Origin of the sequence: Nocardia brasiliensis ATCC 700358, from assembly GCF_000250675.2 — a bacterium.
In the GTDB taxonomy this organism is placed as follows: Bacteria; Actinomycetota; Actinomycetes; order Mycobacteriales; family Mycobacteriaceae; genus Nocardia; species Nocardia brasiliensis_B.
The window spans coordinates 2,820,410-2,846,322 of sequence record NC_018681.1 but is presented as its reverse complement, the minus strand read 5'-3'; the positions used below and the strand labels follow the sequence as shown (position 1 = coordinate 2,846,322).

Genomic DNA, 25,913 nt, shown 5'->3' with positions numbered 1-25,913 from the left:
CTCAGGCCAGCGCGACGTCCGCCCCGCACACGTTCACCAATCAGAACGTGCGGAAACGCAGACGGCTACATGGCCTGGGATATAAGTCACCACCTCGAATCCACTACAGAAGTAACAGGAAGTCCGCGTCTGCCGCCGAAAGAGACTTCGGCGGCAGCACTCCGCCACGATACGGCACCCCCGGCGTTCGCCGCACATCGAATATGCGCGCGTCCTCGACGCACTGGCCGGTGCTGCTCCCCTTGCTCCGCAGCACCGGCTTCGACGCCGGATCCGCGCGGATGCCCGGCAGTTCAGTTCGGCAGCTGGGCTCCTTCGGCGAAGTCCGTGGTGCGTGAGAGGTCGGCCCATTTCTCGATCTCGGCGTCGACGACCGCGCGACCGGCTCGTACCAGTCGCAGGCCATCGGAGCCGAGCAGCAGGTGCGCCGGCGGGTCGGCCGACTCGATCACCGAAAGTATTGCGGCTGCGGCTTTTTCGGGATCGCCCAGCTGATTGCCGTCGGCGGCGCGGCGGTGTGCGCGCACGGGATCCATCAGCGCGTCGTAGTCCGGGATGGAGCGTTCGGTGCGGATCATGGAGCGCCCGGCCCAGTCGGTGCGGAACGAGCCGGGCGCGACGGCAGTGACGTGGATGCCGAACCCGGCGACCTCCTTGCCACTGTGGCTCACCGCCCTGGACATCACACCGGACCCCCAGCCGCGATCGGACTGACGTCCCCGCAAACGCACTGCCTTGCCGCCGGTGACCAGTGCGATCTTTCCCCTCGAGGTTTCCCATGGTCACTCCCCGGCCAGCCAGGCGTGGCCCGATTCGCGGATGGCGCGTTCCCGGTCGCTGAATCGGGTCGGGTACCTGCCGGTCACCGGGACTTCGCTGCGTTCGAGCAGGTAGGCCAGTGCCGCGTATTCGCGGGGGTGGCGACGGCGCAGGTCCTCGGCGTCGATGTGTTCCGCGCCGTCGACACCGAAGGGATAGGTGAATCCGCCCAGGTCGTAGACGGAGTCGCGCTGTGCGATACGCCAGACGCCGTCGTCGCGGCGTACGCGATCGAGGAAGCGGTTGTGGATCGTCGCGCCGAGACCGGAGTCGAGATGGTCGGCCAGCAGGATCACGTTGGTCTCGACGAACGCGCGATCACCCGCGAATTCGATGGCCGGGGAGCCGATGAAGTGCTTGTTGCGCAACGGGCCGCCGCTGAGACGACGGGAGCCGTCGATGAAGTCGCGGGCGCTGCCGGAGAACCACAGGAACGTCAGGGTCGCGTCCTCGTGGAACAGTCCGGCCAGTTCCTCCCATTGCTCCCGGTCGCGATGGATCCAGCCCGACATCAGCTCGCCGATCGCCAGACGGTCCGCGATTCGATCTTCGGTCATGTCCGAAACCTCCTTGTGCACAGGGTGTTCGAGTTCTGACTACGCACTCCGGCGGGTGCCCACTGACCAATGTCATCCCCCGAGGCGCGGCGTGCCACCGTCATCCGGACAGCGGATTCCGGATTCCCGCCAAGATCGGTGGCACCATAGGTTTGTGCCCCGACACCGCCAGATCCCGTGGTTCGGCTACGACGACATCCAGGGACGCTGGGCGCTGGTGCACGGCGAGGGCATCGCACCGCATTCGCATGAGCAGGGTCAGCTGCTGTACGCGGCCAGCGGGGTGCTGGCCACCACCACCGTGGGCGGCACCTGGGTATCGCCCGCGAACCGGATCTCCTGGACCCCACCGCATTTCGAGCACTATCACCGCGCCTACGGCGACACCGAGATCAGCATCCTCGAGGTGCCCGAAGCATTGTGTGCCGCGCTCCCCGCGCATCCGGGCGTGTTCGCGGTGTCCGGGCTGCTGCGCGAGGCGGTGTTGAAACTCACCGGGGGCAGCACGCTGCGGCCGGCGGTCGCGGACCGGCTGCTGCGGGTGATCGTCGACGAGTTGACCGAACGGCCCGAGCAGGCACTGCATCTGCCCGAACCGGTCGACGACCGACTGCGCGCGGTGACCGACCGGCTGCACGCCGATCCGGCGTCCTCGGCCACGCTCGGCGAGCTGGGGCGAGCCGTGGGCGCGAGCGAGCGAACCCTCAGCCGGCTGTTCCGGACCGAACTGGGCATGAGCTTCCACCAGTGGCGCACGCTGCTGCGCGTGCAGCACGCCCTGGTAGATCTCGTGCACGGCCACTCGGTCACCGAGATCGCGGTCCGCTGCGGCTGGTCCAATCCCACCAGCTTCATCGAGGCCTTCACCGCACTCATCGGCCAGACCCCGGGCCGTTATCAGGCCGATCTGCGGCACCCACGGGACATCAGCGGGCACCCGACCTAGTCGCCTACGAGGCGGGACGAGAGCCGTAGCGGCGCAGCAAGATCCGCTACTGCCGAAGGGCGGTCTGCCAGGGAGCGGCGGCGGGTCAGCGCAGAACGACCAGCGACTGGTCGCGTTCGGTGTGCAGCCGCCACAGTTGCTGGGCCACCGCGTCGGGTTCGTGCCGGGCGCCAGGTCCGAGGGGCCCGACGACCGTGACCTGCGCGGCGTGCACGCCCTGGTCGGCGAGCGCGTCGTGCAGCATGCGCACGTAGGCGGACTCGGCCGCGTAGGCGATCGCGGATGCCGCGCGATCGCGGTGGGGTTCGACGGCCGCGCCGCCGGTGGTGAACAGCAGGGAGCCGCGTCGGTGCCGGCGCATCTCGGGCAGGACCGCGCGGACGGCCGCCGCGGCCGCGATCACGTTCAGCGCCAACGCATCCGCGAGGTCCGACGCCTCGGTGTCGAGCACCGGCTTGATCCACGACAGGCTCGGCCGCGGACTGAACAGCACGGCCTGGATCGGACCCGAGGGCCACCAGCTGTACGTGTACTTCCCCCAACGCGGCAGCAAAGACGACCAAGCCCTGCGCGGCCTCGCCTGAACAACAACGGAACCCGGGCACTCCGTCCACGCCTCGCGGCAATCATCACACCCAGCGGGCCACGGCTGTCGATGAAAAGTGTTGTCCGGTCTCGACTCCGAGCCCGGCCTGATCGTCGTGTTCCCGAGCCCGTGCTGAACCGACTTGTGCGCAAAGAGGTTTGGTGACTGGTCGGGCAGATTATCTGCGGGGGTATTTGCCGGTAAATTTCGGTGACGACTGATTGAGCCGGTTCGCGGGACGCCGCAGTGTAGTCGACTATGCGCGAGTCAGCCGCGACTACGCCTGCCATTCTGAACATGGCACTGCCATGGTTGCGAGGGGTGACCGCGCGGAATAGTTGTGCTGCTAGCGTGTAAACCGTTCGGCGACAACAAAGTTTGTGGTCGAGCCAAATCACGAGTGGCGGCGGGGAGTCGCCTTGGGAGGGAAAGAACTGTGTTCAAACGTATTGCCGTCAGCGCCGCGATCGCGGTCTGTGCCGCCGGTCTCGGCCTCGGGATAGGCGAGGCATCGGCAGCCCCGGTGGCTGATGGAGTGCAAAGCGGATCGATGTATTTCGCCGCCTCCTGCGCCGGTCGGGAAATCCCCGGTTACCGGTGCCTGAGCTGCCCCCCGAATGCGGGAGGAGCCTGCACGTACGAGCGGATTCCCCCGACGAAGGGTGGGCCCAAGTCCGGACGCAACGACGGCAGGTAGTCCGGCTCTTGCATGATGCACGGCGGTAGCCACTGCGCGCGCCTACCGCCACCTCTGTGCACAACGCGCGAGCGGGACCGCCAACAGGCGGTCCCGCTCCCGTACCGATCGTCGTCACCATTCGTTGACCTTTCGTGCTCGGGCGTGCACGCGGGTCGTGTGCACCGTGCGTGCGGTCGGGCAGTGGGCCGGTTAAAGGAAGTGCCGAAACTGTTGTACCGCACCAGGTTCGCCTTCCACCCTGGAGCCGACCCCGGCCGCAGTCACGTACGCGATGCCTGCGTCAGATCGGCGCGCAACCGCTCCCCTTCCAGATCTTCCTAGATTGCCGGTCAACCGCTGCGCCAGTGAGCTGCAGCGCCACGTACATCCGGTACTGCCGAATTCGGTGGTGAGTTCGTCCTCCGATCCTCGCGGGCGAACCGGGCGTTGACACAGCGGATTTCAGTGCCGCGGTGACCCGTTCTCGGCCGGAGTAGCCGCGTCGAGCAGTGCTCTCGCTGCCGCGCGCGCATAGTCGTAGCAGCCGGTGTCGTTGAGAACCATCGAGCGGCTCGCGGCGCCGTCGGCCAACAGCGCGAGTTGCTCACCCAGGGTTCGAGGGTCTGTGACGCCCAGTGCGGCCACGAGTTCGGTGAGTCGGGTGGCCATGCGGCGCTTCTGCGTGGCCGCGTATCGGTGGGCCGGACTGTGGGGATCGGGGAATTCCGCTGCGGCGTCGATGAACGGGCAGCCGCGGATCGGGGCGTCGACCGCGTCGGGAAGGGCGAAAAGGGCCAGGAGGCGATCTCGGGGAGGCAGGTCGTCACGATCCAGGACGGCGTCGATCGTGCGGCCGGATTCGACCAGGTGACGCAGATAGCTCAGGGCCAGGTCATCCTTGGTTGGGAAGTGCTGGTACAGAGTGCGTTTGGAGACAGGGGCGGCGGCGGCCACCTGCTCCATACTCGTCGCGTTGAGGCCCTGAGCCTCGAACAGTGCGGTGGCCGCCGCGATGATACGTTCGCGGCCACCTCGGCCCCGGCGGCGCTGGACCGCCTGTCGCTCGCTCATCACCAAAGCATACACAACCGTGTACTTAACGGCTTCACGCGTGCTAACCTCGCCATGTTATGTAAACGATTACGTTTATTTAAGAGTGTCGTCGGGAGAGGAAGTCATGACGAATCAGAGTGCGACCAAGCGAAACGATATGTCCCGCCACGCGGAAGAGCTGATCCGTGGCCGGCGAGCCATCCGGTCCTTCCGCCCCGATCCCGTTGCGGAGGAGACGATGCAGGCCGTGTTCTCCCTGGCCGGCGCGGCTCCGTCGAATTCCAACACCCAGCCGTGGACCGTCGAGGTTGTCAGCGGCCCGGCACGGGATCGGTTGAGCGCGGCGTTGCTGACGGCGCACACGCAGAAGTATCTGTCCGTGGACTTCCCCTACCGGGACGATCTGTACACCGACCTCCATCGCCGGCGGCGCGAAGACTTCGGCGAAACCGTCTACCGGGCACTCGGGATCGCCCGCGACGATCACCCGGCCCGCGAGGCGCACAGCACCGAAAGTCTCCGCTTCTACGGCGCACCACACGTCGCCCTGATCCTCGCCCCGCCCATGGCCGACGAGCGAATGGCCGCCGACATCGGCATGTACGGACAAACCCTGCTACTGGCCATGACCGCCTACGGAATCGCCAGTTGCCCACAGGGTCTGCTCGGCTTCTACGGAGAAACGATTCGCCACCAACTCGGAATCACCGACGGCAAAGTGCTTTTCGGAGTGTCCTTCGGCTACGCGAACACCTCCGCCGCGGTCAACCGGATCAGAGTCGCCCGCGCGAAACTCTGCGAGACCACCAGGTTTCACACCTAGGTCCCACCCGGTGTTCGGGCTTCACATGGACCGCGCTGTCCGAACCTTCGGCTCACGTTCGGCCCGAGCACAACGGCCCCGGCGGCGCAACGAGGCCGATCCACCGCCGGCCGAGTACCGGAGGAGCCGACAGGGCGGGCCGGCCCGCCCGAACCTATTGCGGCACAGGGCAATCAAGCCCGGGCCGAGAGCGCCGCGCAGGCATCGCCGAGACCTATAGGTACGGTTTTCGATAGCCATTTACCGAAGGCGCTGATTTCGGTACCCTCGACGCCAGGGGAGCTCAAACGGGGGGAAATCCGATGGCTCAGGGTTCGACAGTACGGGTCCGTCCGGAGGCCTTGGCGACGCTCGCCGATCGGTGTATTGACCTTGCCATCGGCCTGACGTCGGCGATCAGTGATTCGGCGGGCGGTCTGACCGTCGCGCCGAGAGACGCGGGAGATACCGACGGCGGCTATAAGACCACGGCGCCGCACGGGCCTTGTGTCGAGGCCGCGCACGACGCGATCGAGTCGCTGGCGGCCGTGCTCGAAGCCGATGCCGAGGGCTTGATGCTGTTCGCCTTCGCCATCTCCGACGCGGACGAGACCTCGGCAAAAGCCATGTTGGCCAGTTCCTCGGCGCCGACCGGCCCGCGGCCGCCACCACCGGCACCGCCACCACCGCCGCCCGCGCCTCGCTGACGAGAAGGGATTCGAATGGCAGAGGGTCGTTGGCAGTTATGGCACGATGCCGCATCGCTCGACGATGCGGCACGGGAGTGGACGACGCTCGCCGATCGAGTTCAGGCGACCGCGGATCGGCTGATCGCCGAATCCAAGAGCGTCGTCGCCGAATGGCAAGGTCAGTCCGCCGAGTCGTACCAAGCGCACCGCGGCCGAGTAGTCGCCGAATTCGACGCCGCCTATGACATTGCGGTGAAAGTGTCCGCAGGAGTGCAGTTCATCGCCGCATCCGTGCGCATTGCGCAGGGGCAACTCGACCAGTCCTGGGCCACCGTCTCGCACATTCCGCATTCGGGTAGTCCGTCAGGAGCAGTCCGGTTCGAGCCGCGAGACGACACCGAGGCCGAACTGGTCCGTGCCGCGGGCATCCGCGCCACGGAGATCCGCGCGGGCCTCGACAACAGCCTGGGCGGGGACCGACAGACGCTGATCGACGCCACCGCACAATGGCAAGCGATCAGCGCTGCCTTCGAACCGATCACCCAGAATGGCGCCGACCCGTTCATGCTGCCCGAGGACATCGATACCGTTGGGGTCATCACGGTGGGCAACAAAACCTATATCAACACCGGTGCGGGCAACGACGAAATCACGATCGGCGATGACCCGTTCAGCGACGGAACCCTGGTCACCATCAACGGAAAATCATATGTCGTCCCCAAGGGCCAGGAGATCGTTGTTCGGACCGGGGCGGGTGACGACCACGTCAACGTGCCCGGAGGAACCCAGGTGAACTTCACGGTCTTGGGCGGCAGCGGTGTCGACAGGATCAAGACCGGTGCCGGAGCCGACCGCGTGCTCGGCGGCCGCGACAACGACGAGATCGAAACCGGCGCAGGCCGCGACGCCGTCCTCGCCGGGCTCGGGCGCGATTACGTCGACGGACAGGGCGATGACGACCTGCTCAGCGGCGGCGCGGGCAACGACACCGTGTACGGGCTCGGTGGCAACGATCGGCTCCTGGGCGGGCGTGGCCAGGACTATCTCGAAGGCGGGACCGGCAACGACACCGTCGTCGGGGGCGACGGCAACGACATCATGTCGGGTGGACGCGACAACGATGCCCTGTTCGGCGGAGCCGGAAACGATACGTCCTATGCCGGAGCGGGACGGGACTCTACCTACGGCGGCACCGGCATCGACACGTCGTACCAGGAGTCCGGCGATCGCTCGGACGCAGGCACCGAGAACATCGTGACGGTGCAGCTCTCCAACGAGGCCCGGTTCATTGCGATCGAAGGGTCGCCGGAGTTCGTGACCAGGGCCGAGGCCGATCTGGAGATGCTGCGGTCCTCGCCGGCCGGCCAGCAGATGCTGGCCGAAATGCAACGCGCGCACGACAATTCGGGATTTCTCGGCATCGGCAGGGACAACCTGACGATCACCGAGTATCCGGGCAACGACAACAGCACCGCGCCCATCCCCCATCTCGGCAACAACAAAATCGAATACTCACCACGGATGGACTCCATCAACGACGGCCCGCCCGTAGCGATCCTTTACCACGAGATGGCCCACGTCTACGACTACATGACCGGCAACTTCGATGAGACCCCGTACACCGGAGCAGACTCGCTCGATCACCAGCAAAGGCAAGGAGAACGAGTTGCCGTCGGCCTACCGGTCGATCACGACCACGATCCGAACACCCCGGAAATCATCGACCCCGACCATCGGATCGAGCTGACCGAGAACGGGTTGCGCAGGGAGCTGGGTGCGCCGAACCGTGACCATTACAGATAACAGCCGGGTCGAAAGATTCGGGGCCGGCCTGCGGGCCTGCGCTTCGATCGCTTTCTGCGCAATGCTTCTCATCGCTTGCCGAGCGACGACGAATATCGGCGGAGGAGGCGAACCCGACCATTTGGCCGGTGGCGCCGCGATTCCGGTTGGGGTGACGTTCGACGCCGAGGTGACGGTCACCGGCGCGGACCTCGCGGTTACCTGGCGTGTCGACAATCGAAGCAGCCAGGAGCTGATAGTCCCGACGCTCGTTTCGCACGAAGGCAAGGTGCCGCAGGGGGACGCCTATATTGTCCCCGCCGGCAACACCATCGAAATCGCCCAGCGACTTTTCGATTGGCCCGACGAAGTCCGGGAATTGGCGGTGCCGCCGTCCGTGGGCATACTGCGCGTCGGCCCCGGCAGCACAGAATCGCGAACCATCCGGATCCCCCGCCCGTTGACCACCTACCACCCTTTCGGGGGCGGCTTCGAAGACGGTCCACCCGGACTTCCGTCCACCCCGGCGGGCGTTGTCTTCTGCCTCGGCGTCGTGCCGGAGCCATACCCGCCCGCGCTGGGACTCCGCACGGTGGACGGCGTCGAGATCGCGACCCACGGGCGGATTTCCTACACCCGGCAGCACCGCTTCTGCACAGAGCCGGTGGCTTTCCGATGATCGACCCCGTGCGCGAATCGTGCACGACGCCAACCTGATCGGGCACGATCCAGGTCCGCGGCGTGCGAACCAGCTGAAACGCGCTGCCGTTGTGCGCAATTGGGCAACGCTACCCCACGGGGAGCGACGCGTCTACGCGATGGTATTGACCTGCAACGAAATTCATTCGGTCAGCAACGGCGTCAAAGCTGGGAAACACCGTTTGCCTACAGGGAGCGCACGCGGGTGCGGACATGCCGTATCGGACACGCTCATCTCGCCACGAGCGCCGATAGGACGGTCCGCAGCTTGTCCTCGGCCGGGATCCTCGACTTTCGCCGACCGCGACATTGCGCTCCCCTCCTGGCGTGCGGAGCTGGACCTGAACCCGCGGGTCCTGCCACTCATGATGACGCACAGACACGCGTCTTGCGTCAACCCGGTGGCAGGTGCGACGGCGAGTTCGGTCTCGGTTCGCCTGTCTGTTCTGGCCAGATTCTGACCTGTTCAGCATCGGTGTCCCAGTCAGCGTTGACTTAGATACGGATCGATATCTATTCTCGTGTTGCCGCGGGCTCGGAAGTGATCTGGCGCACTGTCGGCTACCGAGGAGGAACACAATGTCGTGGATGATGCGCTCGGTTGCGGTGGTGGCCGCGGTCGTAGTCGGGGTGGGTGGCGCACTGGTGAGCGGGACCGATGCCGTCGCGGGTCCGGAGTTCACCGGGTTCGACGGGGGCGCGGCTGCCGCGCAGTGGACGGCGACCCAGGATGGGGCGCAACCTTACAGCGCGATCGTGCCGGAGTTGAGCGTCCCGATCACGATGAGCGATGGCACGGTCCTCAAGGGCGATGTGTTCCATCCCGGCCAGGGAAACCAGGCCACCACCGACAAAACGCCGACGATTCTGCTGATGAACGCCTATGACCGCACCGCATTCAATGTCGGTCAGGCGTTGCTGAAGATCCCCGGGATCGAGCAGGTGATCGCCCCGATGATCGCCTCGGTCGACCTCACCGGAACACCGTTGGAAGGGGTCACGGATCTGACCCGGTTGCTCGATACCGGCGCGATCCAGGCCGCTTTGGGGGATTGGAAGCTGGTCCAGGGCGGCTACCGGTTCATCACGGTGGACGCACGAGGCACCGGGAACTCGCACGGTGAATGGGAGATGTGGGGACCACGCGAGCAGCAAGACACCGCCGAGGTGATCAAATGGATCACCGAGCAACCCTGGAGTGATGGCTCGGTGGGCATGACCGGAGCGTCCTACTCGGCGAACAACCAGCTTCAAGCCGCTGCCCTGCGGCCACCGGGACTCGAAGCGATCTTCCCCTACGAAGGCACCTCCGATATCACCACCAGTCTGATGAGCGGCGGCGGGCTCATCCCTCTTGCACCGCCGTGGCAGCTGGCGATCAACGCACTCAAATTCCTGCCCGATGTCGAGTCCCTCATCGCGGGCAAGTTCGACCCCGCCACCGAACTGCAATGGCTGCGTGACCGCCTGGCCAGTCCGTTGAGCCAAATGGATGTGATGGCCGGCGCTTACCTGTCCACCGATGTCTCTCAGCTCAGCGAAAAGACCCGTAGCCTAGTGGATCCCGAGTCGCCGTGGCGGCGCGCACTGGGTTCGGACGCGTCCTCGATCGATGTCCCGACGTTCCTGGTCGGGGGCTGGTTCGATCCGTTCGGCCGTGATGCGACACGAACGTTCGAACGGATCCCGCTGCCGTCGACGCAGAAGAAACTGATCATGGGCGATGGTTATCACGCCGGTTCCGGCATCGGCGGGTTCGGCCACCCCGGCTACCCACCCCGGATCGACGTGCTGCAACGAGCATGGTTCGACAAGTGGCTCAAAGGCATCGACAACGGCATCGACCAATACAGCCCGGTGACGATGAAACAACAAGGCGGAGAATGGACTTCGGCCGATTCGTTCCCCCGCCCAGGAATGGACTACGCCCGTCTCTACCTCGACAACACCCCGACCGGCACCGCCCGCACCGCGATCAACGACGGCGGCCTGTCCGCCCAGCCGGCGGGTGAGAGCACCGACCTATCCGTCTCGCCAGGGGCAGGCACCCTGTGCTCACGCGACATCGCCTGGACCACAGCCGGACTCACCTCGATCATCCCCGGCTGCACGCAGGACTCGCAGATCCGTGAGACCAACGCCTTGAGCTTCACCAGCTCACCGGTCACCGAACCCACCCAGATCTCCGGCCCGATCACCGTGCATCTGAACACGGTCCACGACGCCCAGGACGGGTTCTGGTCGGCGTCGGTCAACGACGTCGCACCCGACGGCCGATCCCGCGAACTCAGCTTCGGGCAACTGGTCTCCTCGCTACGCGCCATCGACGACGCAAAAAGCGCGAAGTCGGCCAACGGCGACTACACCTTCCCCCAGTACTACCTCGACCTGGCCCGACGCGAAAAAACCATCCCAGGACAACCCACCACCCTCGACATCGGCCTGCTCCCCATCGACGCCGTGCTGCAGCCCGGCCACCGGCTACGCGTCGACGTGTTCGCGGGCAACATCCCCGCCACCCTCCCGCCGACTCCGTTCATGATCGACAGCGGCTTCAAACCCCAGCACCTGCGCTTGGACCCCCACGCGCCCAGCTGGATCAACATCCCCACCGACCGCCCGATCGGGCAGTAGCAGGACCCCGCGTAGTGCCCGGCCATACTTGAGACCATGGCGAACCAACGGCCGGGCACCCCACAGCGCACTCAGCAGCAACGCCGCGAAGCCATGATCGCCCGGCTCGTCGACGCCACCATCGACACCATCGTCGCCGAGGGCTACTACCGCACCTCGATCTCCGCGGTCTGCAACCGCGCCGAAGTCACCCCCGGCGCACTGTTCCGGCACTTCGACAACCGGCTCGCTTTGATCGCGCGCACCGCCCACGAGGTCAGCCAACGGCTCCTGGCCGCCTACGCCGCAGCCGCCCAACACGTTCGCGGCCAGCCATCAGCCCTGCGCACCGCACTGGCCCTGCTCGCGAACACCGCACAATCACCCCTGGTCGCGGTCTGGCACGAAATGATGATCGCCGCCCGCACCGACGAACAACTTCGAACATCGATCGGCCCTGCCGTCGAACAGCTCTACGCCGGGATCTACACCCAAGCCAACGACATGGGCCTCCTCGACGCCGTCCCGGACAGCTCCCGCGAGCTCGCGCTGTTCTCCATCGTCAGCATGTTCTCCGGCGCCGCCCTCACAGGCAGCGTCTACCCGCGCCCAGACCTCGACTCCTACCGCATTCCCCTCGCCGAGTACTACGCCACCCACACACCCCAACTACACGAACTCGACCCCGGCACATTCACCCAGCCGATCACCTGACAAGCAGACGCCGGCGCCAAACGACCACCCAGCCCTCTCCAATCCACACCGACCCTGACGCGTCTCGGACAGACTCATCTCGCCCCTGAGCGCCGATAGAACGATCCGCAGCTTGCCCTCGGCCGGGATCCCCGACTTCGCCGACCGCGACATTGCGCTCCCCTCCCGACATGCGGGGCTGAACCTGAACCCGCGGATCCTGCTACTCATGATGACGAAGGAGAGGCGTGTCTTGCGTCAAGCGAGTGGCAGGATGCGGTGCCGAGTTCGGTTGTCGGATCGGGTCCTGACAACGTCCGGTATTGCCGATGAGCGAGCATTCTCGCTGAGGCGCGCATTTGCAATGTGATATTGTGGCGCAACACATCTCACGATCGGTACGGAATTCAGTTCACTGCACGGCCCGCCTCTGCAGGCCCTGCCGTGAACGTGCAGAGCTTCCCCTTACCACCGAGAGGAACCGCTAATAGCCAGCCCCCTGCCCAAGATCGGCGATCTCGAGCCAAAGTCAGGTAAGGTGACGGAATGGTCATGCGGGTGGCGGTTCCAGTGCTGCCGTGCCGAGATGTGCAGGCAGCGCGGTCGTACTTCACGGACGTGCTCGGATTCGACACCATATTCACCTGGGAGACCCCACCTAGCTACGCGGCCGTGATCCGCGACACCGCCGAGTTCCACCTATACGCCGAAAGCAGCGTCGGCCCGGCCAGGGTGGTGATTATCGTCGACGACGTCGATTCCTGCCACGACGAGTTGCGCGCCCGCGGCGCCGACATCGTCGAGCCACTGGCTGACCGGCCCTACGGGATGCGCGACTTCAACGTACGGACACCCGATGGGCACTTTTTGATCTTTAGCCAGCCGCTTACCGAGAACGGGTGACCATCAGCGGACCAGCCGGAAGAATGGCTGGACCTCGTCGACGAACAATGCCCGGCTTGACGCTGAAGCCGTAACCGGGAAGCGATGGGCAGACCCCTGGAACCGGCCGGCTTAGTGCGCAGATTTTCGCCGTTCACACGATGAAACCGCAGCTTAACAGCCAGCACCCTACCCAAGATCAGCGATCTCGAGCCAAGTCAGGTTACCTGCCGTTTTCGTTGCGGCGCGGCCGATTTCGTGCAGGGCGGGTTCATCAGCGAAGCCGAACGCGTGGCCGAACTCCTCGCCCACGTCGTGACCCGCGCCGTCGAACCCCGCGTCACCCAGGTCGAACACGTCCTGCACCAGCTCATCGAGCGCGGCGCGGTCCGCGCCGATATCGACACCCGCACCATCGCCACCATGGTCTTCGGCGCCTTCTTCGGCGCGTTCCTGCGCGGCGACGCCGCCGCCGCGCGCGCCAGCCTGCCCGAACAGCTCACCACCATCCTCTGGTCCGCCCTCACCACCCGCCCCTGACCGCGCCGCAGTGTGCGTCGAGCACCCATCGAGTCCGAGGAGATTCTGTTAGGACCTTGTCCGTCTTGCCCTCCAGGCACGTCGTCGTGCCTGGACTGGACTTCGAGCCCCGCCGACGCAAATAAGCCCGCTGCCTCGGCCCCCGGCTTCAGTGCGAGTGCCTCCCGGTGCTGACAACCGCCATTGACCCCCGACATGCCGCCGGACGGTACGTTTTCTCGATTCCGCATTCACAAGTGGGACCACCGATCTCGCTCGTGTTAGGCCACGATCCAGTTCGGCAGCGCAGGGGAAGGAACGCACGCAAATGCCGCGTGGCGCGCGTTCTGCGCAGCGAGATCGACTGCCGCGCAGAACATCCGATATTGCCGATGCGCGGTTACCCATCGTCTAGATGTTGGAGAACAGCACTATGTGGCCGATGAGTAACGCAGTCATGGAGCTGACGCCGGGTTCGCGGACAATCGCTCCATCCCCGGACTGGGAATAGGAACCGTTCACGCACTTCCTGGTCTCCGCTACCGGGCGTCAGCCTCTCGGTCTCCGTGACGGTGAACATCGTGGCGCTCCACTGTTGTCTGCGCTGAGTGTCAGTGCTGCCGCTTACGCTGGCACTAAAAGTGAGTCAGGAGAGCAACAGTGGGGAACTTGCACGAGCCGGGCCGACCGGAGGATCTGCCGGACGCTGAGCTGCTGTGGAAACGGTGGGCAGGGGTCGCGATCGCCACCTTCGATCAGGGCAAGCAGGACGGGCCGTTCCAGCGTTTTGCGGGGCATTGGATCGATGACAAGGGCGTGCACTGGGACGACAGCGGGTGCACCTGGTGGGTGATGAAGTGGTTCGGTGACGGTCGCGCTCTGCTCGTCGGCGAGGACGAGTCGAGCAAGGTCAAATTTCACGAGACCCCGATCGACGTGCTGGCCGGTGCGCCGGACTGGGTACCGCGGAACTACCTGCTCGATCTGATCGACTCGGCCATGGTCGGCTGCGTCTACTGGTTCGACGAGGGCGCCTGGCATCGCGCGCCGTATCCGAACGATCTGTCCGACGACGGACTCGATTCCGGCATTTCGACGTTGACCACGCGCGCCGACGCGGTCGAGAAGATCACCGACCGGCTGATGTTCAGCGCGGAGGACACGGGCATCGTGGACTTGTGTGACCAGCTGGTCGATGCCGCGGAGCGGGGCGCGGTCACCGAGAACGCGCTGCGAACGTTCGCCACGGAGATGGCGAGATTACAAGAGGAGTACTACCCCGAAGACGACTATGACTCCGACGAGGGTTTTCAACCGAAGACCGACGCCGACATCGCCGCGATGTTTGCGCTGGCACGCCGCGCCGGCCTGGATACCCCGTCATGGACCGGCGCTCTTGGCGTCACCAACTGAATCGCAACTAGTGCCGCCTGTCCGCTCATGCCGCATATCGCGTGTTCTCAGCCGGATTGATCGTGGAGGTAGGCGATCTTGGGTGTCCGGTCTCCGAGTGCTTGATGAGGTCGAAGCGTGTTGTAGATGACGCGGAATCGGTGGACCTCCATGTCCAGCGCATCACCATCGGCGATCACACCGCGATACAAATGCTCGTATTTCAACGTCCCGAAGAACCGCTCGATCACACCGTTGGTCTGCGGGGAACGCACACGGGTGCGGACATGCCGCAGCAGCGGATCGGAGCCGAGGAAGGCCGTCTTGAAGACCTCGCCGCGGAAACACGAGCCGTTATCGGAAACCACCGCGATCCGCGCCGCAGCCACGCCGACCGGCTCACCCTCCGGCCCGAGACCCTCGGCTACTCCCCGGTCGTCGCGTAGGTCATCAAGGGATCCCGGCCAATGGGGCGAACCTCGAAACCGGCAACCGCAGGACCTTTAACCTGGCGAACTGTGACTGACCATCACATCTGTCACCGACTGCCTCGGCCGAGCTGGGCGGAGTCGGGATCCTGATCACGGTATCTGTCACCGTTCTTCCATCGTATGTGTCACCGATGTTGCATCCGTATGTGTCACCGATGTTGCATCCATGAAGCGTGTGATCGCAGAGTCGAGCAGGGCGCCGAATTCCTCCGGATGGGTGATCTGCGGGCATTCCATGGTGACTTCGTCATTGGCCAGCACGTCGAGATCTGCCCACCCGCCACGGAACAGGACGATGCTCACGAAATTCGATCCGTCAGCACTCTGGATCCGCACCCCGACCGAGTCCGGATCTGTGACCAGAACCCGGCCGGTTTCCAGCGGCTGGGGCCAGGGCGCGGTCTCGTCTCGCCAGGTGATCGGAGCGAGGAAGAGCCCGCGCGCGGTCCAGGCGGACAGACGTGAGGTGATCTCGGCAGCGGCCTGGTCGAGGTCGATGATGCGGTCCATGGGCAAAATCTTCGTTGGTCGCCCCGCCGCCGCCAATCCCGGTTAGAGGGACCGCCATCTATAACTGGGGTCACAGTCCGCCACCGGGGCAACAACCAAAGTGGTGACAGAAAAGATGGTCAGGTGACAGATAAGGTGGCCGGCCACACGAACCTGCCAAATATGATGACGCACTAGAGGCGCTACTATTCGAACATGAGTTCGACATCAGAGTCTGGGGTGCCGCGCACGGAGGGTACGGAGCCGGAGCTGATCGAACCGGATGGGGTGGGGCATTATGCGGCCGCGGTTACGGTGCGGCCGCGGCCGGTGTGGGTTCGGTTGGATGCGATCGTGATTCGTGATCCGGGCACGCCCAAGCACACGAACGGTGCCGGAGTGATCATGACCGGGGAGCGAGCAGGGTTGCTCACCCACTGGGTGCCGACGGTCGCCGGGGACTGGATGGGCCGGGTGACATTCAGCGTGCAATACGCCGACGGCCGCCCCGACCTGGTAGTTCAAGGGCAACTGGTCCCCGCCTACGCCCTGCGCCCCCGCACCGACCAGCGCTGAACGCCGAATCCCGCACCCCGACTCCTGGACGCATGATCACGAGGAACTGGTGGCGGGAGCCTCTCGACCGATGCCGCCACCAGTTCCTCGTGATCAACCGACCAACACCCGCACCCGGGCTCGACGCCTCCCGCAGCGCGCCACAACCCCGCGACCCACGCCCGCGGGCGACCTGCGCGGTTGGCGAGGGCCTAGCCCGCGGGCGACGCGAAAGACCCGCAGCCAGGTGGATGCGCGGGCGGGAATCAGTGGGCGGCGGAGTCCCAGCTGCGGCCGGTGCCTACTGAGACGTCCAGGGGGACGGAGAGGTGGATGGCGGCTGACATCTGGGCTTTGGCGAGGGCTTCGAGGGTTTCTTTTTCGCCTTCGGCGACCTCGAAGAGGAGTTCGTCGTGGATCTGGAGCAGCATGCGGGAACGCAGGCCGGCTTCCTGGATCGCCTTGTGCACGTTGATCATCGCCACCTTGATGATGTCGGCGGCGGTGCCTTGGATGGGGGCGTTGAGGGCCATGCGTTCGGCGGCCTCGCGGCGTTGCCGGTTGCTGGAGTCGAGGTCGGGCAGGTAGCGGCGGCGGCCGAAGAGAGTGGAGGTGTAGCCGACCTTGCGGGCCTGCTCGACCACCTCGTACAGGTAGTCGCGGATGCCGCCGAACCGGTCGAAGTACACGTCCATCTGTTCTTTGGCCTCGGTGGTGCTGATCTTCAGCTGGGCGGCGAGGCCGTAGGAGCTGAGACCGTAGGCGAGACCGTACGACATGGCCTTGATGCGGCGGCGCAGTTCGGGCGTCACCTCGGCGAGCGGGATGTCGAACGCCTTGGAGGCGACGAACGTGTGCAGGTCCTCACCCGAGTTGAAGGCTTCGATGAGTCCTTCGTCGCCGGACAGGTGCGCCATGATGCGCATCTCGATCTGGCTGTAGTCGGCGGTCATCAACGACTGGTAGCCGGAGCCGACGACGAACGTGTCGCGGATCTGCCTGCCGGTGTCGGTGCGGATCGGGATGTTCTGCAGGTTCGGCTCGGTGGAGGAGAGCCGGCCGGTGGCGGCGATGGTCTGGTTGAACGTGGTGTGGATGCGGCCGTCGTCGGCGACGCATTTGAGCAGGCCGTCGACGGTCACCTTGAGCCGGGTCGCGTCCCGGTGTTCGAGCAGATGCTGCAGGAACGGATGCTCGGTCTTCTCGAACAGCGATTCCAGCGCGTCGGCGTCGGTGGTGTAGCCGGTCTTGGTGCGCTTGGTCTTCGGCATATCGAGCTCGTCGAACAGCACCACCTGCAGCTGCTTCGGGGAGCCGAGGTTGATCTGTTTGCCGATCACCTCGTAGGCGGCGTTGGCGGCCTCGTTCACCTTGTCGGCGAACTGCCGCTGCAAGGTCTCCAGCTGGTCGGTGTCCACCGCGATGCCCGAATCCTCCAGCGTGGCAAGCACACTCAGCAGCGGCAACTCCATGTCTGCGAGCAGCGGCACCGATTCGATCTGCTGGAGTTCGGTATCGAGCGCGTCGGCGAGGTCGGCGACCGCCCTGGCACGCAGCATCTCGGTTTGCGCGAGTTCGGCGTCGACGGCGTCCTCGTCGTCGAGCAGCGACAGCTGCGGGGTCTCGTCGGTCTCGGCCCGCAGTTCGCGCCGCAGGTAACGCAGGGACAGGTCGTCGAGGTTGAAGCTGCGCTGCCCGGGACGGACCAGGTACGCGGCGAGTGCGGTATCGCTGGTGAGTCCGCCGAGGGTCCAGCCGCGTCCGCGCAGCGCGTGCATCGCCGCCTTGGCCTCGTGCAGTGCCTTCGGCACGGCCGGGTCGGCGAGCCAGGCACCGAGCGCCGCTTCGTCTTCCGGGGTCAGGATCGCGACATCGATGTAGCCACTCTCGCCGTCGCCTGCCGCGATGGCGAGCGCGCGCACGTCACCGCTGCCGGGGGTGCCGCTGCCGACGATCGAGACGCCCTGCCGCACACCGGCCTTCGCGTGCTCGGCGAGCCAGCCTGCCACCGCGCCCACCTCGAGCGCGCCGCCGCTGATCTCGAAGCCCGCCTCGGCCTCGGGTTCCTTCGGAGCCAGCGTCTCGAACAGCCGATCCCGCAGCACGCGGAACTCCAGGTCGTCGAAGAGCTGGTGAATCTTGTTGCGGTCCCACGGCTGCTGCGCCAGCTGGTCGGGGGTGTAGGGCAGCGGCACGTCGCGCACCATCTCGGTGAGCTGACGGTTGAGCACCACGCTGCTCAGGTTTGCCCGCAGCGCGTCACCCACCTTGCCCTTCACCTCGTCCACCTTGTCGACCAAGGTGTTCAGGTCGCCGTATTCGCGAATCCACTTGGCGGCGGTCTTCTCCCCCACACCGGGAATGCCGGGCAGGTTGTCGCTCGGGTCGCCGCGCAGGGCCGCGTAGTCCGGGTACTGGGACGGGGTGAGCTGGTATTTCGCGAACACCTCGTCGGGGGTGAACCGGGTGAGATCGGAGACGCCCTTGCGCGGGTAGAGCACCGTCACGTTGTCGTTGACCAGCTGGATCGCGTCGCGGTCGCCGGAGACGATCAGCACCCGGAAACCCTCCGACACCGCCTGGGTGGTGAGCGTGGCGATGATGTCGTCGGCCTCGAAGCCTTCGATGGCCATGACCGGGATGCCCATCGCGCCGAGCACGTCCTTGGTGAGTTCGACCTGCCCGCGGAACTCGTCCGGTGTCTGCGACCGGTTCGCCTTGTACTCCGGGTACGCCTCGGTGCGGAAGGTCTTGCGCGACACGTCGAACGCCGTCGCGATATGCGTCGGCTTCTCGTCGCGCAGCAGGTTGATCAGCATCGCGGTGAAGCCGTACACCGCGTTGGTGGTCTGGCCCGTCACCGTTTTGAAGTTCTCCGCCGGTAGCGCGAAGAACGCGCGATAGGCGATCGAATGCCCGTCCAGCAACATCAGAGTCGGCCGGTCTCCCGGCGCGGCTTCGCTGGTGGCGGACGCGGTGGCGGGACGCTGAGCAGTCGTGGGTGAACTCACGCCCCCGAGTCTAGGGACCGCCACCGACAAGGTGTTACGCCGACACCCATGCGCATCGCATCGAGTCTCGACACCCCCTCCCCCGTGACGCACACAACATCCGATCCACCGCATGCCGCACCCGAAACCCACGCACCACAGCTCGGAGGCGTGCCCGGAAAATGGGTCGAGCGATGCCGCGCCCGCTGGCACACTCACTCTATGTCGACCAATCGTCGTCGACGCCTCAGCGCCGACCCTCTCGACAACGCGGCTGCGAACTACGAGAGTCCCCGACCCACCAAGCGATTCTGGACGGACCAGAACGGCACGACCTGGCGACGGCGTGGCCGGGACCTGCTCGTTCCGTCGCGGGCGCGTCGATTGCTGCAGAATCCCGACACGGTCGTGTTCCACGATTACATCGGCGCGGCGCACGAGGTGGTCGGACAGGAGCGCGCCGACCTCGTGCACGAGGTCGAGGAATTCTGCGCGGACCGGGCACACGCCAGGGCCCTTTTCCTGCTCACCGAGTTCCGCGACACCGACCATCGCGTGATGGTCATGATCGAAGAGCACTGCTGAACCGAATCAAGTCCCACAACGCCGCTCCATTTCCGTGCCGGGACACACATGCCCGTGCCCCGGCACGCAGCATCACAGTGTGGCGACGATCTCCCGCAGCACCGGCAGGCTCACCGAACCGGAGCCGAGCACCACGTCGTGGAACGCCTTGATATCGAAGGCAGAGCCGAGGCGTTCGGTGGCGGCGAGACGCTGTTTGCGGATTTCCAGCTGGCCGACCTTGTAGCCGACCGCTTGGCCGGGCATGCCGATGTAGCGGTCCACCTCGGCGGTGATCTCGGCGAGCCCGACCGGCACGTTGGCGACCATGAAATCGATGGCCTGTTGCCTACTCCAGCCTTTCGCGTGCAGGCCGGTGTCGACGACCAGGCGGCAGGACCGCCACGAATCGCCCGACAGCATGCCGAGCCGGCCGAGATCGTCCTCGTACAGGCCCATTTCGTCGGCGAGTCGTTCGGTGTAGAGCGCCCAGCCTTCGACGAACGCGGTGTTCGCGTACGACTGGCGCTGGAACCGGGGCAGGTGGTCGAGTTCGTTGGCGATGGTGAGTTGCAGGTGATGGCCGGGGATGGCCTCGTGGAAGGCGACCGACGCGGTCTCGAACCGGCCGCGGCCGGTCGGGTGGTATTGGTTGACGAAGTAGGCGCCGGGCCGCGATCCGTCGGCGGCGGGCGGAAAGTAGTACGCCGCAGGCGCATCCGCGGCGAGGAACTCCGGCATCGGGACGATATCGCACGATTCCTTGGGCAGCCTGCCGAACCAGTTGCCCATCTCGGCGCTCGCCGCGGCGAGGGCGCGTCGCGCGTCGAACATGATCTGTTCGCCGTCGGCGTAGCGCAGTTCCGGGTCCTCGCGCAGCCTGGCGAAGATCTCGCCGAGTTCGGCGGTGCCGAACAGTCGCTCGCCGATGGTCGCGTATTCCTCACGCAGCCCGGCCAATTCGGTCATGCCGAGTTCGTGGATCTCGTCGGCGCCGAGTTCGGGCAGCGTGGTGTGGAAGCGCAGCTGGCGCCGGTAGATGTCCTCGCCGTCGGCGCCGAGCCAGCACAGACCCGGCTTGTCGTCCGGGCGGCTGACCGGCACCAGCTCCTCGAACAGCATGTCCCGGTAGCTCTGGAACGCGGGACGGATGACATCCCTTGCCACGTCGGTCAATTCGGCCCGCCACGCCGCCTCGCCGGCCCAGCCCTCGGGGCCGGGGAAGGTGACGAACAGATCCTCGGACAGGTCTGAGGAAAGGTAGCCGTCGAGCTGATTCAGCGAGCGCTCCAGCGTGATCCGCGGGGGCGTGCGGCCCGCGGCCAGACCGTCCCGGAACCGCACGACCGCCTGTCCGAGCAGATCGCCGAACTGCCGGAACCGCTGCACGAGCGCGAGCGCGTGCTCCGGCTGCGGGGCGTTCATCTGCGGCGCGATGGTGAGCACCCAGGCGTGCACGCCCTCCATCTGATCGGAGGCCAGTTCGGTCGGCCGCCACGCCAAACGGTCTATCGCGCCGGACAATTCGGTGCGCAGCAAGCTGTGGGTGATGCGGTCGGTCGAGTCGAGTCCCGCGGGGTCGAGCGCGTCGACCTGGCCGAGCAGTTCGCGCCAGGTCGACAGCAACCGCTCGTCGGCGGCGGCGGACAGATCCTCGATCTTGTCGTCGAATCGCCGGTCGCCGAGCAACGTCGCGTCGCTCGGCCGGGCCGCCAGGAAGGAGTCCCAGTACCGCTCGGCCAAATCCCTCAGCTGATCGCGCTCAGTCATGAGCATGATCATGCCTCGAGCGCGGCCGCGCGGCACCGGGGTTTACTTCATCGGGCTAGCCGACACCGAGGTAGGCCGATTTCACCGCCGGGTCGGTCAGCAGTTCGCTGCCCGATCCGGTCTTGGTGACCTCGCCGGTCTCCATGATGTAGGCGCGATCGCTGCGCGAGAGCGCCTGCTGCGCGTTCTGCTCGACCAGCAGCACCGTGGTGCCCTGCTTGTTGATCTCGGAGATGATCCGGAAGATCTGCTGAATGATCATGGGCGCCAAGCCCATCGACGGTTCGTCCAGCAGCAGCAGTCGTGGCCGGGCCATCAGCGAACGGCCGATGGCCAGCATCTGCTGCTCGCCGCCGGAGAGCGTGCCGCCGACCTGCTTGCGCCGCTCCAGCATGCGCGGGAACAACTCGAACACCCACTCGAGCGTCTTGTCGTATTCCGCCTTCTGCTTGAACGGCCTTCCGTAGCAACCCATGTCGAGGTTCTCCTGCACCGTCATGCCGGGGAATACGCCCCGGCCCTCTGGTGCCTGGATCAACCCGAGACCCACCCGCTCGTGCGCTTTCATATGGGTGATGTCGCGGCCCTCGAACAGGACCCGCCCCTTGGTCAGGGGCAGCAGTCCGGACAGCGCCCGCATGGTGGTGGTCTTGCCCGCACCGTTCGCGCCGAGCAACGTCACCAGCTCGCCCGGCGCCACCTTCAGCGAAATCCCGTGCAGCGCCTGGATTCTGCCGTAGTTGACGACCATGTCGTCGACCTCGAGCAAGGCGTCGGAGCCGTTGCGCCGCACCGGTTCTGTCTGCGATGTCATCGCTGCTCCTACCCGTTCGTCCCGTGTGCGCTTGCCGTCCCCGCGTCGGTGCCGTCGTCGGGCACCCCGAGGTAGGCGGCGATCACCGCGGGATCCTCCCGGATGGCGGCGGGCAGTCCGTCGGCGATCTTGCGGCCGAACTCCAGCACCACGATCCGGTCGGTCACGCCCATCACCAGGCGCATGTCGTGCTCGATCAGCAACACGGTGAACCCGTCGTCGCGGATCTTGCGGATCAGATCCATCAGCGCCGACTTCTCGCTCGGATTGAACCCGGCGGCGGGCTCGTCCAGGCAGAGCAGTTTCGGCTCGGTGGCCAGCGCCCTGGCGATCTCCAGCCGGCGCTGGTCGCCGTAGGAGAGGTTGCGCGCCTTCTCCACCGCCCGCGGTGCGATGCCGACGAATTCGAGCAGCGCCATGCCCCGCTCGATCGCGTCGTGCTCCTCCCGGCGATGCCGGGCGGTGCGGAAGATGGCGCCGGGCACCGAGGTCTTGTGCCTGGCGTCGGTGCCGACCACCACGTTCTCCAGCGCCGTCATCTCGCCGAAGAGCCGGATGTTCTGAAAGGTGCGCGCGATACCGAGCCGGGTGATGGCGTTGCGCTTGGTCTTGGTCAGCGGCGCGCCGTCGAAGTAGACGGTGCCCGACGCCGGCCGATAGACGCCGGTGATCGCGTTGAAGCAGGTGGTCTTGCCCGCGCCGTTGGGTCCGATGAGCCCGAGGATCTCGCCGCGGCGGATCTCGAAGCTCACCGCGTCCAGCGCGGTCAGGCCGCCGAACTTCACGGTCAGGTCCTCGGTGCGCAACAGCGGCGCACCGACGGCCGTCTCGATCTCGCGATGCGAGGCGACGACCTCCGCGACCGCCTCCGCGTCGGCCAGGTCCGGGTTCACCGCGGTCAGATCGACCACGCCGGCACTGGGTTCGGTCTCGGGCTCGGCCGCGTACCCCGCGGCCATGTCCTCGTTGTCGAACAGTGCGCCGCCTGCGCTCGGCCCGGTCATCGGGTCCCTCCGATCGCATCGTCGCCGGACGGCCTGCGCACCGCCTGATACACCTGCCGCCCGTAGGCGAGCAGCTTCTGCCGGACCGGGAACAGGCCCTGCGGTTTGAAGATCATGACCACCATCAGCGTGATACCGAAGAACAGGTACTTGTAGTCACCGAGCGACTGCGCGCCCGGCTTCTGGAAGACCAGCACGTTGTTGAGCACGACGAGCATCACGATCACCGCGACCGCACCACCCGCCAGATAGCCCAACCGGATCGGGCGCTCCTGATCCCGAGCCCACCTGCGCCACATCACGATCAAACCGACCACCAGCGCGATGGTGAAGATCAGCGCCACCCAGCCCACCGCCGACTGACCGACCGCCTGCACCGAGAGCAGCCGGTTCGGCAGATACACGATGACGAACGCGCCCACGATCACGCCGAGCTTGTTGCCCTGCCCGCCGATGACGACCGCGCACAGGAACAGCACGGAGTTGATGATGTTGAACCCGGTCGGGTTGATGAATTGCACCTGCCCCGCGTACAACGCACCGGACAACCCGCCCACCGCGGCGCCGATCATGAAGGCCCACAACTTGAACTTGAACGTGGGCACGCCCATGATCTCGGCCGCGTCCTCGTCCTCCCGGATCGCGACCCAGGCCCGGCCGACCCGGCTGCGCTCGAGGTTGCCGACGATCAGCAGGATCATGATCACCAGCACCATGCCGACCCAGAACCACCAGACGCCGGCATTGGCCCGATCCAATAGATTCGAGGACTCCGAATCACCGACGTTGCCCGCGGAGAAGTAGCCGTTGGGTTTGTCCTCGGACACCCCGACGGACGGGTAGGCGATACCGGACAGGCCCAGGCTGCCGTTGGTCAGATCGCCGAGATTGTCGGCGAGCAGCCGGACGATCTCACCGAAGCCCAGCGTGACGATCGCGAGATAGTCACCGCGCAACCGCAGCGTCGGCGTACCCAGAATCAACCCGGACACCGCGGTGACGGCGACGGCCAGCGGTACACAGGCCAGCCAGGCCCACTTGCTGCCGAGCCAGCCGCCGTCGGTCTGATTCCACGGACTGTTCGGACTCGTGAGCAGACCGACGGTGTACGCACCGACGGCATAGAAGCCGACATACCCCAGGTCGAGCAAACCGGCTTGGCCGACAACGACATTCAGCCCGATCGCGATCAGCGCGTACATCGCGAACTGCGCCATCACGCCGCCGAAACTGGTGCCCGGCGTATCGATGAACGGCGGCGGGAACAGCGGAAGCAGCGCCAGCGCGATGATCGCGGGCACCCCGACCGCCCACTGGACAGGCCGGGACAGCCCGCTCCACCAGCCGCGCAGGGCGTCACCGACACCGTGCCGCGGCTGTTCCGGCTTGGCCGGAGGGACAACAGGTTTCGTGGTTACCTCACTCATGCGCGTGCCTTCCCGAGGCTCTCACCGAGAATGCCGGTCGGTCGAATCATCAGCACCGCGATCAGCACCACGAACGCGACCACGTCACGCCATTCCGTGCCGAACAGGATCTGGCCGTAGTTCTCGGCCAGACCGAGCAGCAACCCGCCGAGCAACGCGCCCCGCAGATTGCCGATGCCGCCGAGCACCGCGGCGCTGAACGCCTTGATGCCCAGGATGAAACCGCCCGAATAGATGATGCCGTTCGGAATCTTGAGTGCGTACAACAGCGCCGCCGCACCGGCGAGCACACCGCCGATGAGGAAGGTGAGCATGATGATCCGTTCCCGCGAAACACCCATCAGCGTCGCGGTATCCGGATCCTGCGCCACGGCCCGGATGCCGCGGCCGAACTTGGTCTGATTGATCAGCAGTTCGGTGGCGATCGCCAGGATCACCGCGGCGACGATGATCACGATCGTCACGTTGGTGATGTCCGCGCCGCCGAAACTGAACTGCTTCGTCGGCTCCACCAGCATGATCGGCTTCTGCGCGTTGGAACCGCCCAGGCTCGGCCAGATCTTCGGCAGCACGAAGTGCACGATCTCCTGGAGCACGAAGGACGCGCCGATAGCGGTGATGAGGAAGATCAGGGGTTTGGCGCCGCGCCGGCGCAACGGCCGATAGGCGATGCGCTCGAGCCCGACCGCGGCCGCACCGGACACCGCCATGCCGAAGATCATCGCGAGCGCCAGATAGGTGATGGTGAGGATGATGCCCTGTGAATAGACATCACCACTCGGCGAGAAGCCCAGCAACATCAGCCCGATGTACTGGCCGAACAAGCCGAGCATGAATATTTCCGAATGGGCAAAATTGATCAGCCGCAGTACGCCGTAGACCAGGGTGTAGCCCACAGCAACCAGTGCATAGATAGCACCGTAGGACAATCCGTCGACGGTCAGTCGCCAGAAATCGTCGATCACTCCCTCATAGTTGAAGTCGATCGAGCCGCCGACGAGTTGTACTGCGTCGGCTAATGCAGTGGAAGTCATTCGTAATTCGCCCTCATTCATTCGCCCTTCACGAAACAGCAGCACGTAACGGGATTCGCGCGAA

At 65.8% G+C, this 25,913-nt stretch carries 24 protein-coding genes; 12 read left to right on the top strand and 12 right to left on the bottom strand.

The window, feature by feature from the left end; genetic code table 11:
- Positions 1–293: 293 nt before the first annotated feature.
- Together O3I_RS12815 and O3I_RS12810 are read right to left on the bottom strand one after the other, a co-directional pair.
- Positions 294–683: a short-chain dehydrogenase gene (locus O3I_RS12815; protein WP_202804931.1), complete on the bottom strand. Its 390-nt coding sequence runs from the start codon at positions 681–683 to the stop codon at positions 294–296.
- Between the two features lie 99 nt (positions 684–782).
- Positions 783–1,376, bottom strand: coding sequence for a nuclear transport factor 2 family protein (locus tag O3I_RS12810; protein WP_014983343.1), 594 nt, complete (start codon positions 1,374–1,376; stop codon positions 783–785).
- A 154-nt stretch (positions 1,377–1,530) separates the two neighbouring features.
- On the opposite strand from O3I_RS12810, the gene O3I_RS12805 reads away from it, so the two are divergent.
- Positions 1,531–2,322, top strand: coding sequence for a helix-turn-helix transcriptional regulator (locus O3I_RS12805; protein ID WP_014983342.1), 792 nt, complete (start codon positions 1,531–1,533; stop codon positions 2,320–2,322).
- 85 nt (positions 2,323–2,407) lie between these two features.
- On the opposite strand, the gene O3I_RS12800 is transcribed toward O3I_RS12805, so the two are convergent.
- Complete coding sequence (locus O3I_RS12800) at positions 2,408–2,815, bottom strand: SDR family NAD(P)-dependent oxidoreductase (RefSeq protein ID WP_014983341.1); 408 nt, start codon at positions 2,813–2,815, stop codon at positions 2,408–2,410.
- A gap of 1,234 nt (positions 2,816–4,049) precedes the next feature.
- Positions 4,050–4,658: a TetR/AcrR family transcriptional regulator gene (locus tag O3I_RS12795; protein WP_014983340.1), complete on the bottom strand. Its 609-nt coding sequence runs from the start codon at positions 4,656–4,658 to the stop codon at positions 4,050–4,052.
- A 106-nt stretch (positions 4,659–4,764) separates the two neighbouring features.
- Here O3I_RS12795 and O3I_RS12790 point away from each other — a divergent pair, with 106 nt between their 5' ends.
- The 9 genes from O3I_RS12790 (at position 4,765) to O3I_RS42585 (ending at position 14,732) form a co-directional block, all read left to right on the top strand.
- Positions 4,765–5,463: a nitroreductase gene (locus tag O3I_RS12790; RefSeq protein WP_014983339.1), complete on the top strand. Its 699-nt coding sequence runs from the start codon at positions 4,765–4,767 to the stop codon at positions 5,461–5,463.
- 302 nt (positions 5,464–5,765) lie between these two features.
- Positions 5,766–6,149, top strand: a complete 384-nt coding sequence (locus O3I_RS12785; protein WP_141692289.1) for a hypothetical protein — start codon at positions 5,766–5,768, stop codon at positions 6,147–6,149.
- 15 nt (positions 6,150–6,164) lie between these two features.
- A complete protein-coding gene (locus O3I_RS12780) occupies positions 6,165–7,934 on the top strand; it encodes a M91 family zinc metallopeptidase (RefSeq protein ID WP_014983337.1) in 1,770 nt (589 codons plus the stop codon).
- Positions 7,906–8,592, top strand: a complete 687-nt coding sequence (locus O3I_RS12775) for a hypothetical protein (RefSeq protein WP_141692288.1) — start codon at positions 7,906–7,908, stop codon at positions 8,590–8,592. Before O3I_RS12780 ends, O3I_RS12775 begins: the two co-directional genes overlap by 29 nt.
- Before the next feature lie 608 nt (positions 8,593–9,200).
- Positions 9,201–11,246, top strand: a complete 2,046-nt coding sequence (locus tag O3I_RS12770) for a CocE/NonD family hydrolase (RefSeq protein WP_237748290.1) — start codon at positions 9,201–9,203, stop codon at positions 11,244–11,246.
- 36 nt (positions 11,247–11,282) lie between these two features.
- Complete coding sequence (locus tag O3I_RS12765) at positions 11,283–11,939, top strand: TetR/AcrR family transcriptional regulator (protein ID WP_065652275.1); 657 nt, start codon at positions 11,283–11,285, stop codon at positions 11,937–11,939.
- Between the two features lie 525 nt (positions 11,940–12,464).
- Entirely contained in the window at positions 12,465–12,821 is a 357-nt protein-coding gene (locus O3I_RS12760; RefSeq protein WP_014983333.1) for a bleomycin resistance protein, read from the top strand.
- Between the two features lie 237 nt (positions 12,822–13,058).
- The gene (locus O3I_RS12755) at positions 13,059–13,340 is read left to right on the top strand and encodes a TetR/AcrR family transcriptional regulator C-terminal ligand-binding domain-containing protein (protein WP_014983332.1); all 282 of its coding nucleotides are present in this window, start codon (positions 13,059–13,061) and stop codon (positions 13,338–13,340) included.
- Positions 13,341–13,979: 639 nt separating this feature from the next.
- Positions 13,980–14,732: a hypothetical protein gene (locus O3I_RS42585; RefSeq protein WP_014983331.1), complete on the top strand. Its 753-nt coding sequence runs from the start codon at positions 13,980–13,982 to the stop codon at positions 14,730–14,732.
- A 47-nt stretch (positions 14,733–14,779) separates the two neighbouring features.
- Here the strand turns inward: O3I_RS42585 and O3I_RS12745 are convergent, their stop codons facing one another.
- Positions 14,780–15,100, bottom strand: a complete 321-nt coding sequence (locus tag O3I_RS12745) for an integrase core domain-containing protein (protein ID WP_014983330.1) — start codon at positions 15,098–15,100, stop codon at positions 14,780–14,782.
- Between the two features lie 204 nt (positions 15,101–15,304).
- Positions 15,305–15,712 carry a hypothetical protein gene (locus tag O3I_RS42580; RefSeq protein WP_014983329.1) on the bottom strand — a complete coding sequence of 136 codons (408 nt, stop codon included), beginning with the start codon at positions 15,710–15,712 and terminating at the stop codon, positions 15,305–15,307.
- A 195-nt stretch (positions 15,713–15,907) separates the two neighbouring features.
- Here O3I_RS42580 and O3I_RS12735 point away from each other — a divergent pair, with 195 nt between their 5' ends.
- Positions 15,908–16,267 carry a hypothetical protein gene (locus tag O3I_RS12735; protein WP_141692287.1) on the top strand — a complete coding sequence of 120 codons (360 nt, stop codon included), beginning with the start codon at positions 15,908–15,910 and terminating at the stop codon, positions 16,265–16,267.
- Positions 16,268–16,512: 245 nt separating this feature from the next.
- Here the strand turns inward: O3I_RS12735 and polA are convergent, their stop codons facing one another.
- A complete protein-coding gene (polA, locus tag O3I_RS12730; RefSeq protein WP_237748289.1) occupies positions 16,513–19,257 on the bottom strand; it encodes a DNA polymerase I in 2,745 nt (914 codons plus the stop codon).
- Positions 19,258–19,458: 201 nt separating this feature from the next.
- Here polA and O3I_RS12725 point away from each other — a divergent pair, with 201 nt between their 5' ends.
- Positions 19,459–19,821, top strand: coding sequence for a hypothetical protein (locus O3I_RS12725; protein WP_014983326.1), 363 nt, complete (start codon positions 19,459–19,461; stop codon positions 19,819–19,821).
- Between the two features lie 72 nt (positions 19,822–19,893).
- Here the strand turns inward: O3I_RS12725 and O3I_RS12720 are convergent, their stop codons facing one another.
- Genes O3I_RS12720 through O3I_RS12700 form a run of 5 tightly spaced genes read right to left on the bottom strand, consistent with a single transcriptional unit; the run spans position 19,894 to position 25,849 of the window.
- Positions 19,894–21,570 carry a DUF885 domain-containing protein gene (locus O3I_RS12720; RefSeq protein ID WP_237748288.1) on the bottom strand — a complete coding sequence of 559 codons (1,677 nt, stop codon included), beginning with the start codon at positions 21,568–21,570 and terminating at the stop codon, positions 19,894–19,896.
- Between the two features lie 55 nt (positions 21,571–21,625).
- Positions 21,626–22,384 (bottom strand): ABC transporter ATP-binding protein, encoded by a 759-nt coding sequence (locus tag O3I_RS12715; protein WP_041562585.1) that lies wholly within the window; start codon positions 22,382–22,384, stop codon positions 21,626–21,628.
- A gap of 8 nt (positions 22,385–22,392) precedes the next feature.
- A complete protein-coding gene (locus O3I_RS12710; protein WP_014983323.1) occupies positions 22,393–23,388 on the bottom strand; it encodes an ABC transporter ATP-binding protein in 996 nt (331 codons plus the stop codon).
- Positions 23,385–24,815 (bottom strand): branched-chain amino acid ABC transporter permease, encoded by a 1,431-nt coding sequence (locus O3I_RS12705; protein WP_014983322.1) that lies wholly within the window; start codon positions 24,813–24,815, stop codon positions 23,385–23,387. Before O3I_RS12705 ends, O3I_RS12710 begins: the two co-directional genes overlap by 4 nt.
- Complete coding sequence (locus tag O3I_RS12700; protein ID WP_014983321.1) at positions 24,812–25,849, bottom strand: branched-chain amino acid ABC transporter permease; 1,038 nt, start codon at positions 25,847–25,849, stop codon at positions 24,812–24,814. Before O3I_RS12700 ends, O3I_RS12705 begins: the two co-directional genes overlap by 4 nt.
- Positions 25,850–25,913 lie beyond the last annotated feature (64 nt).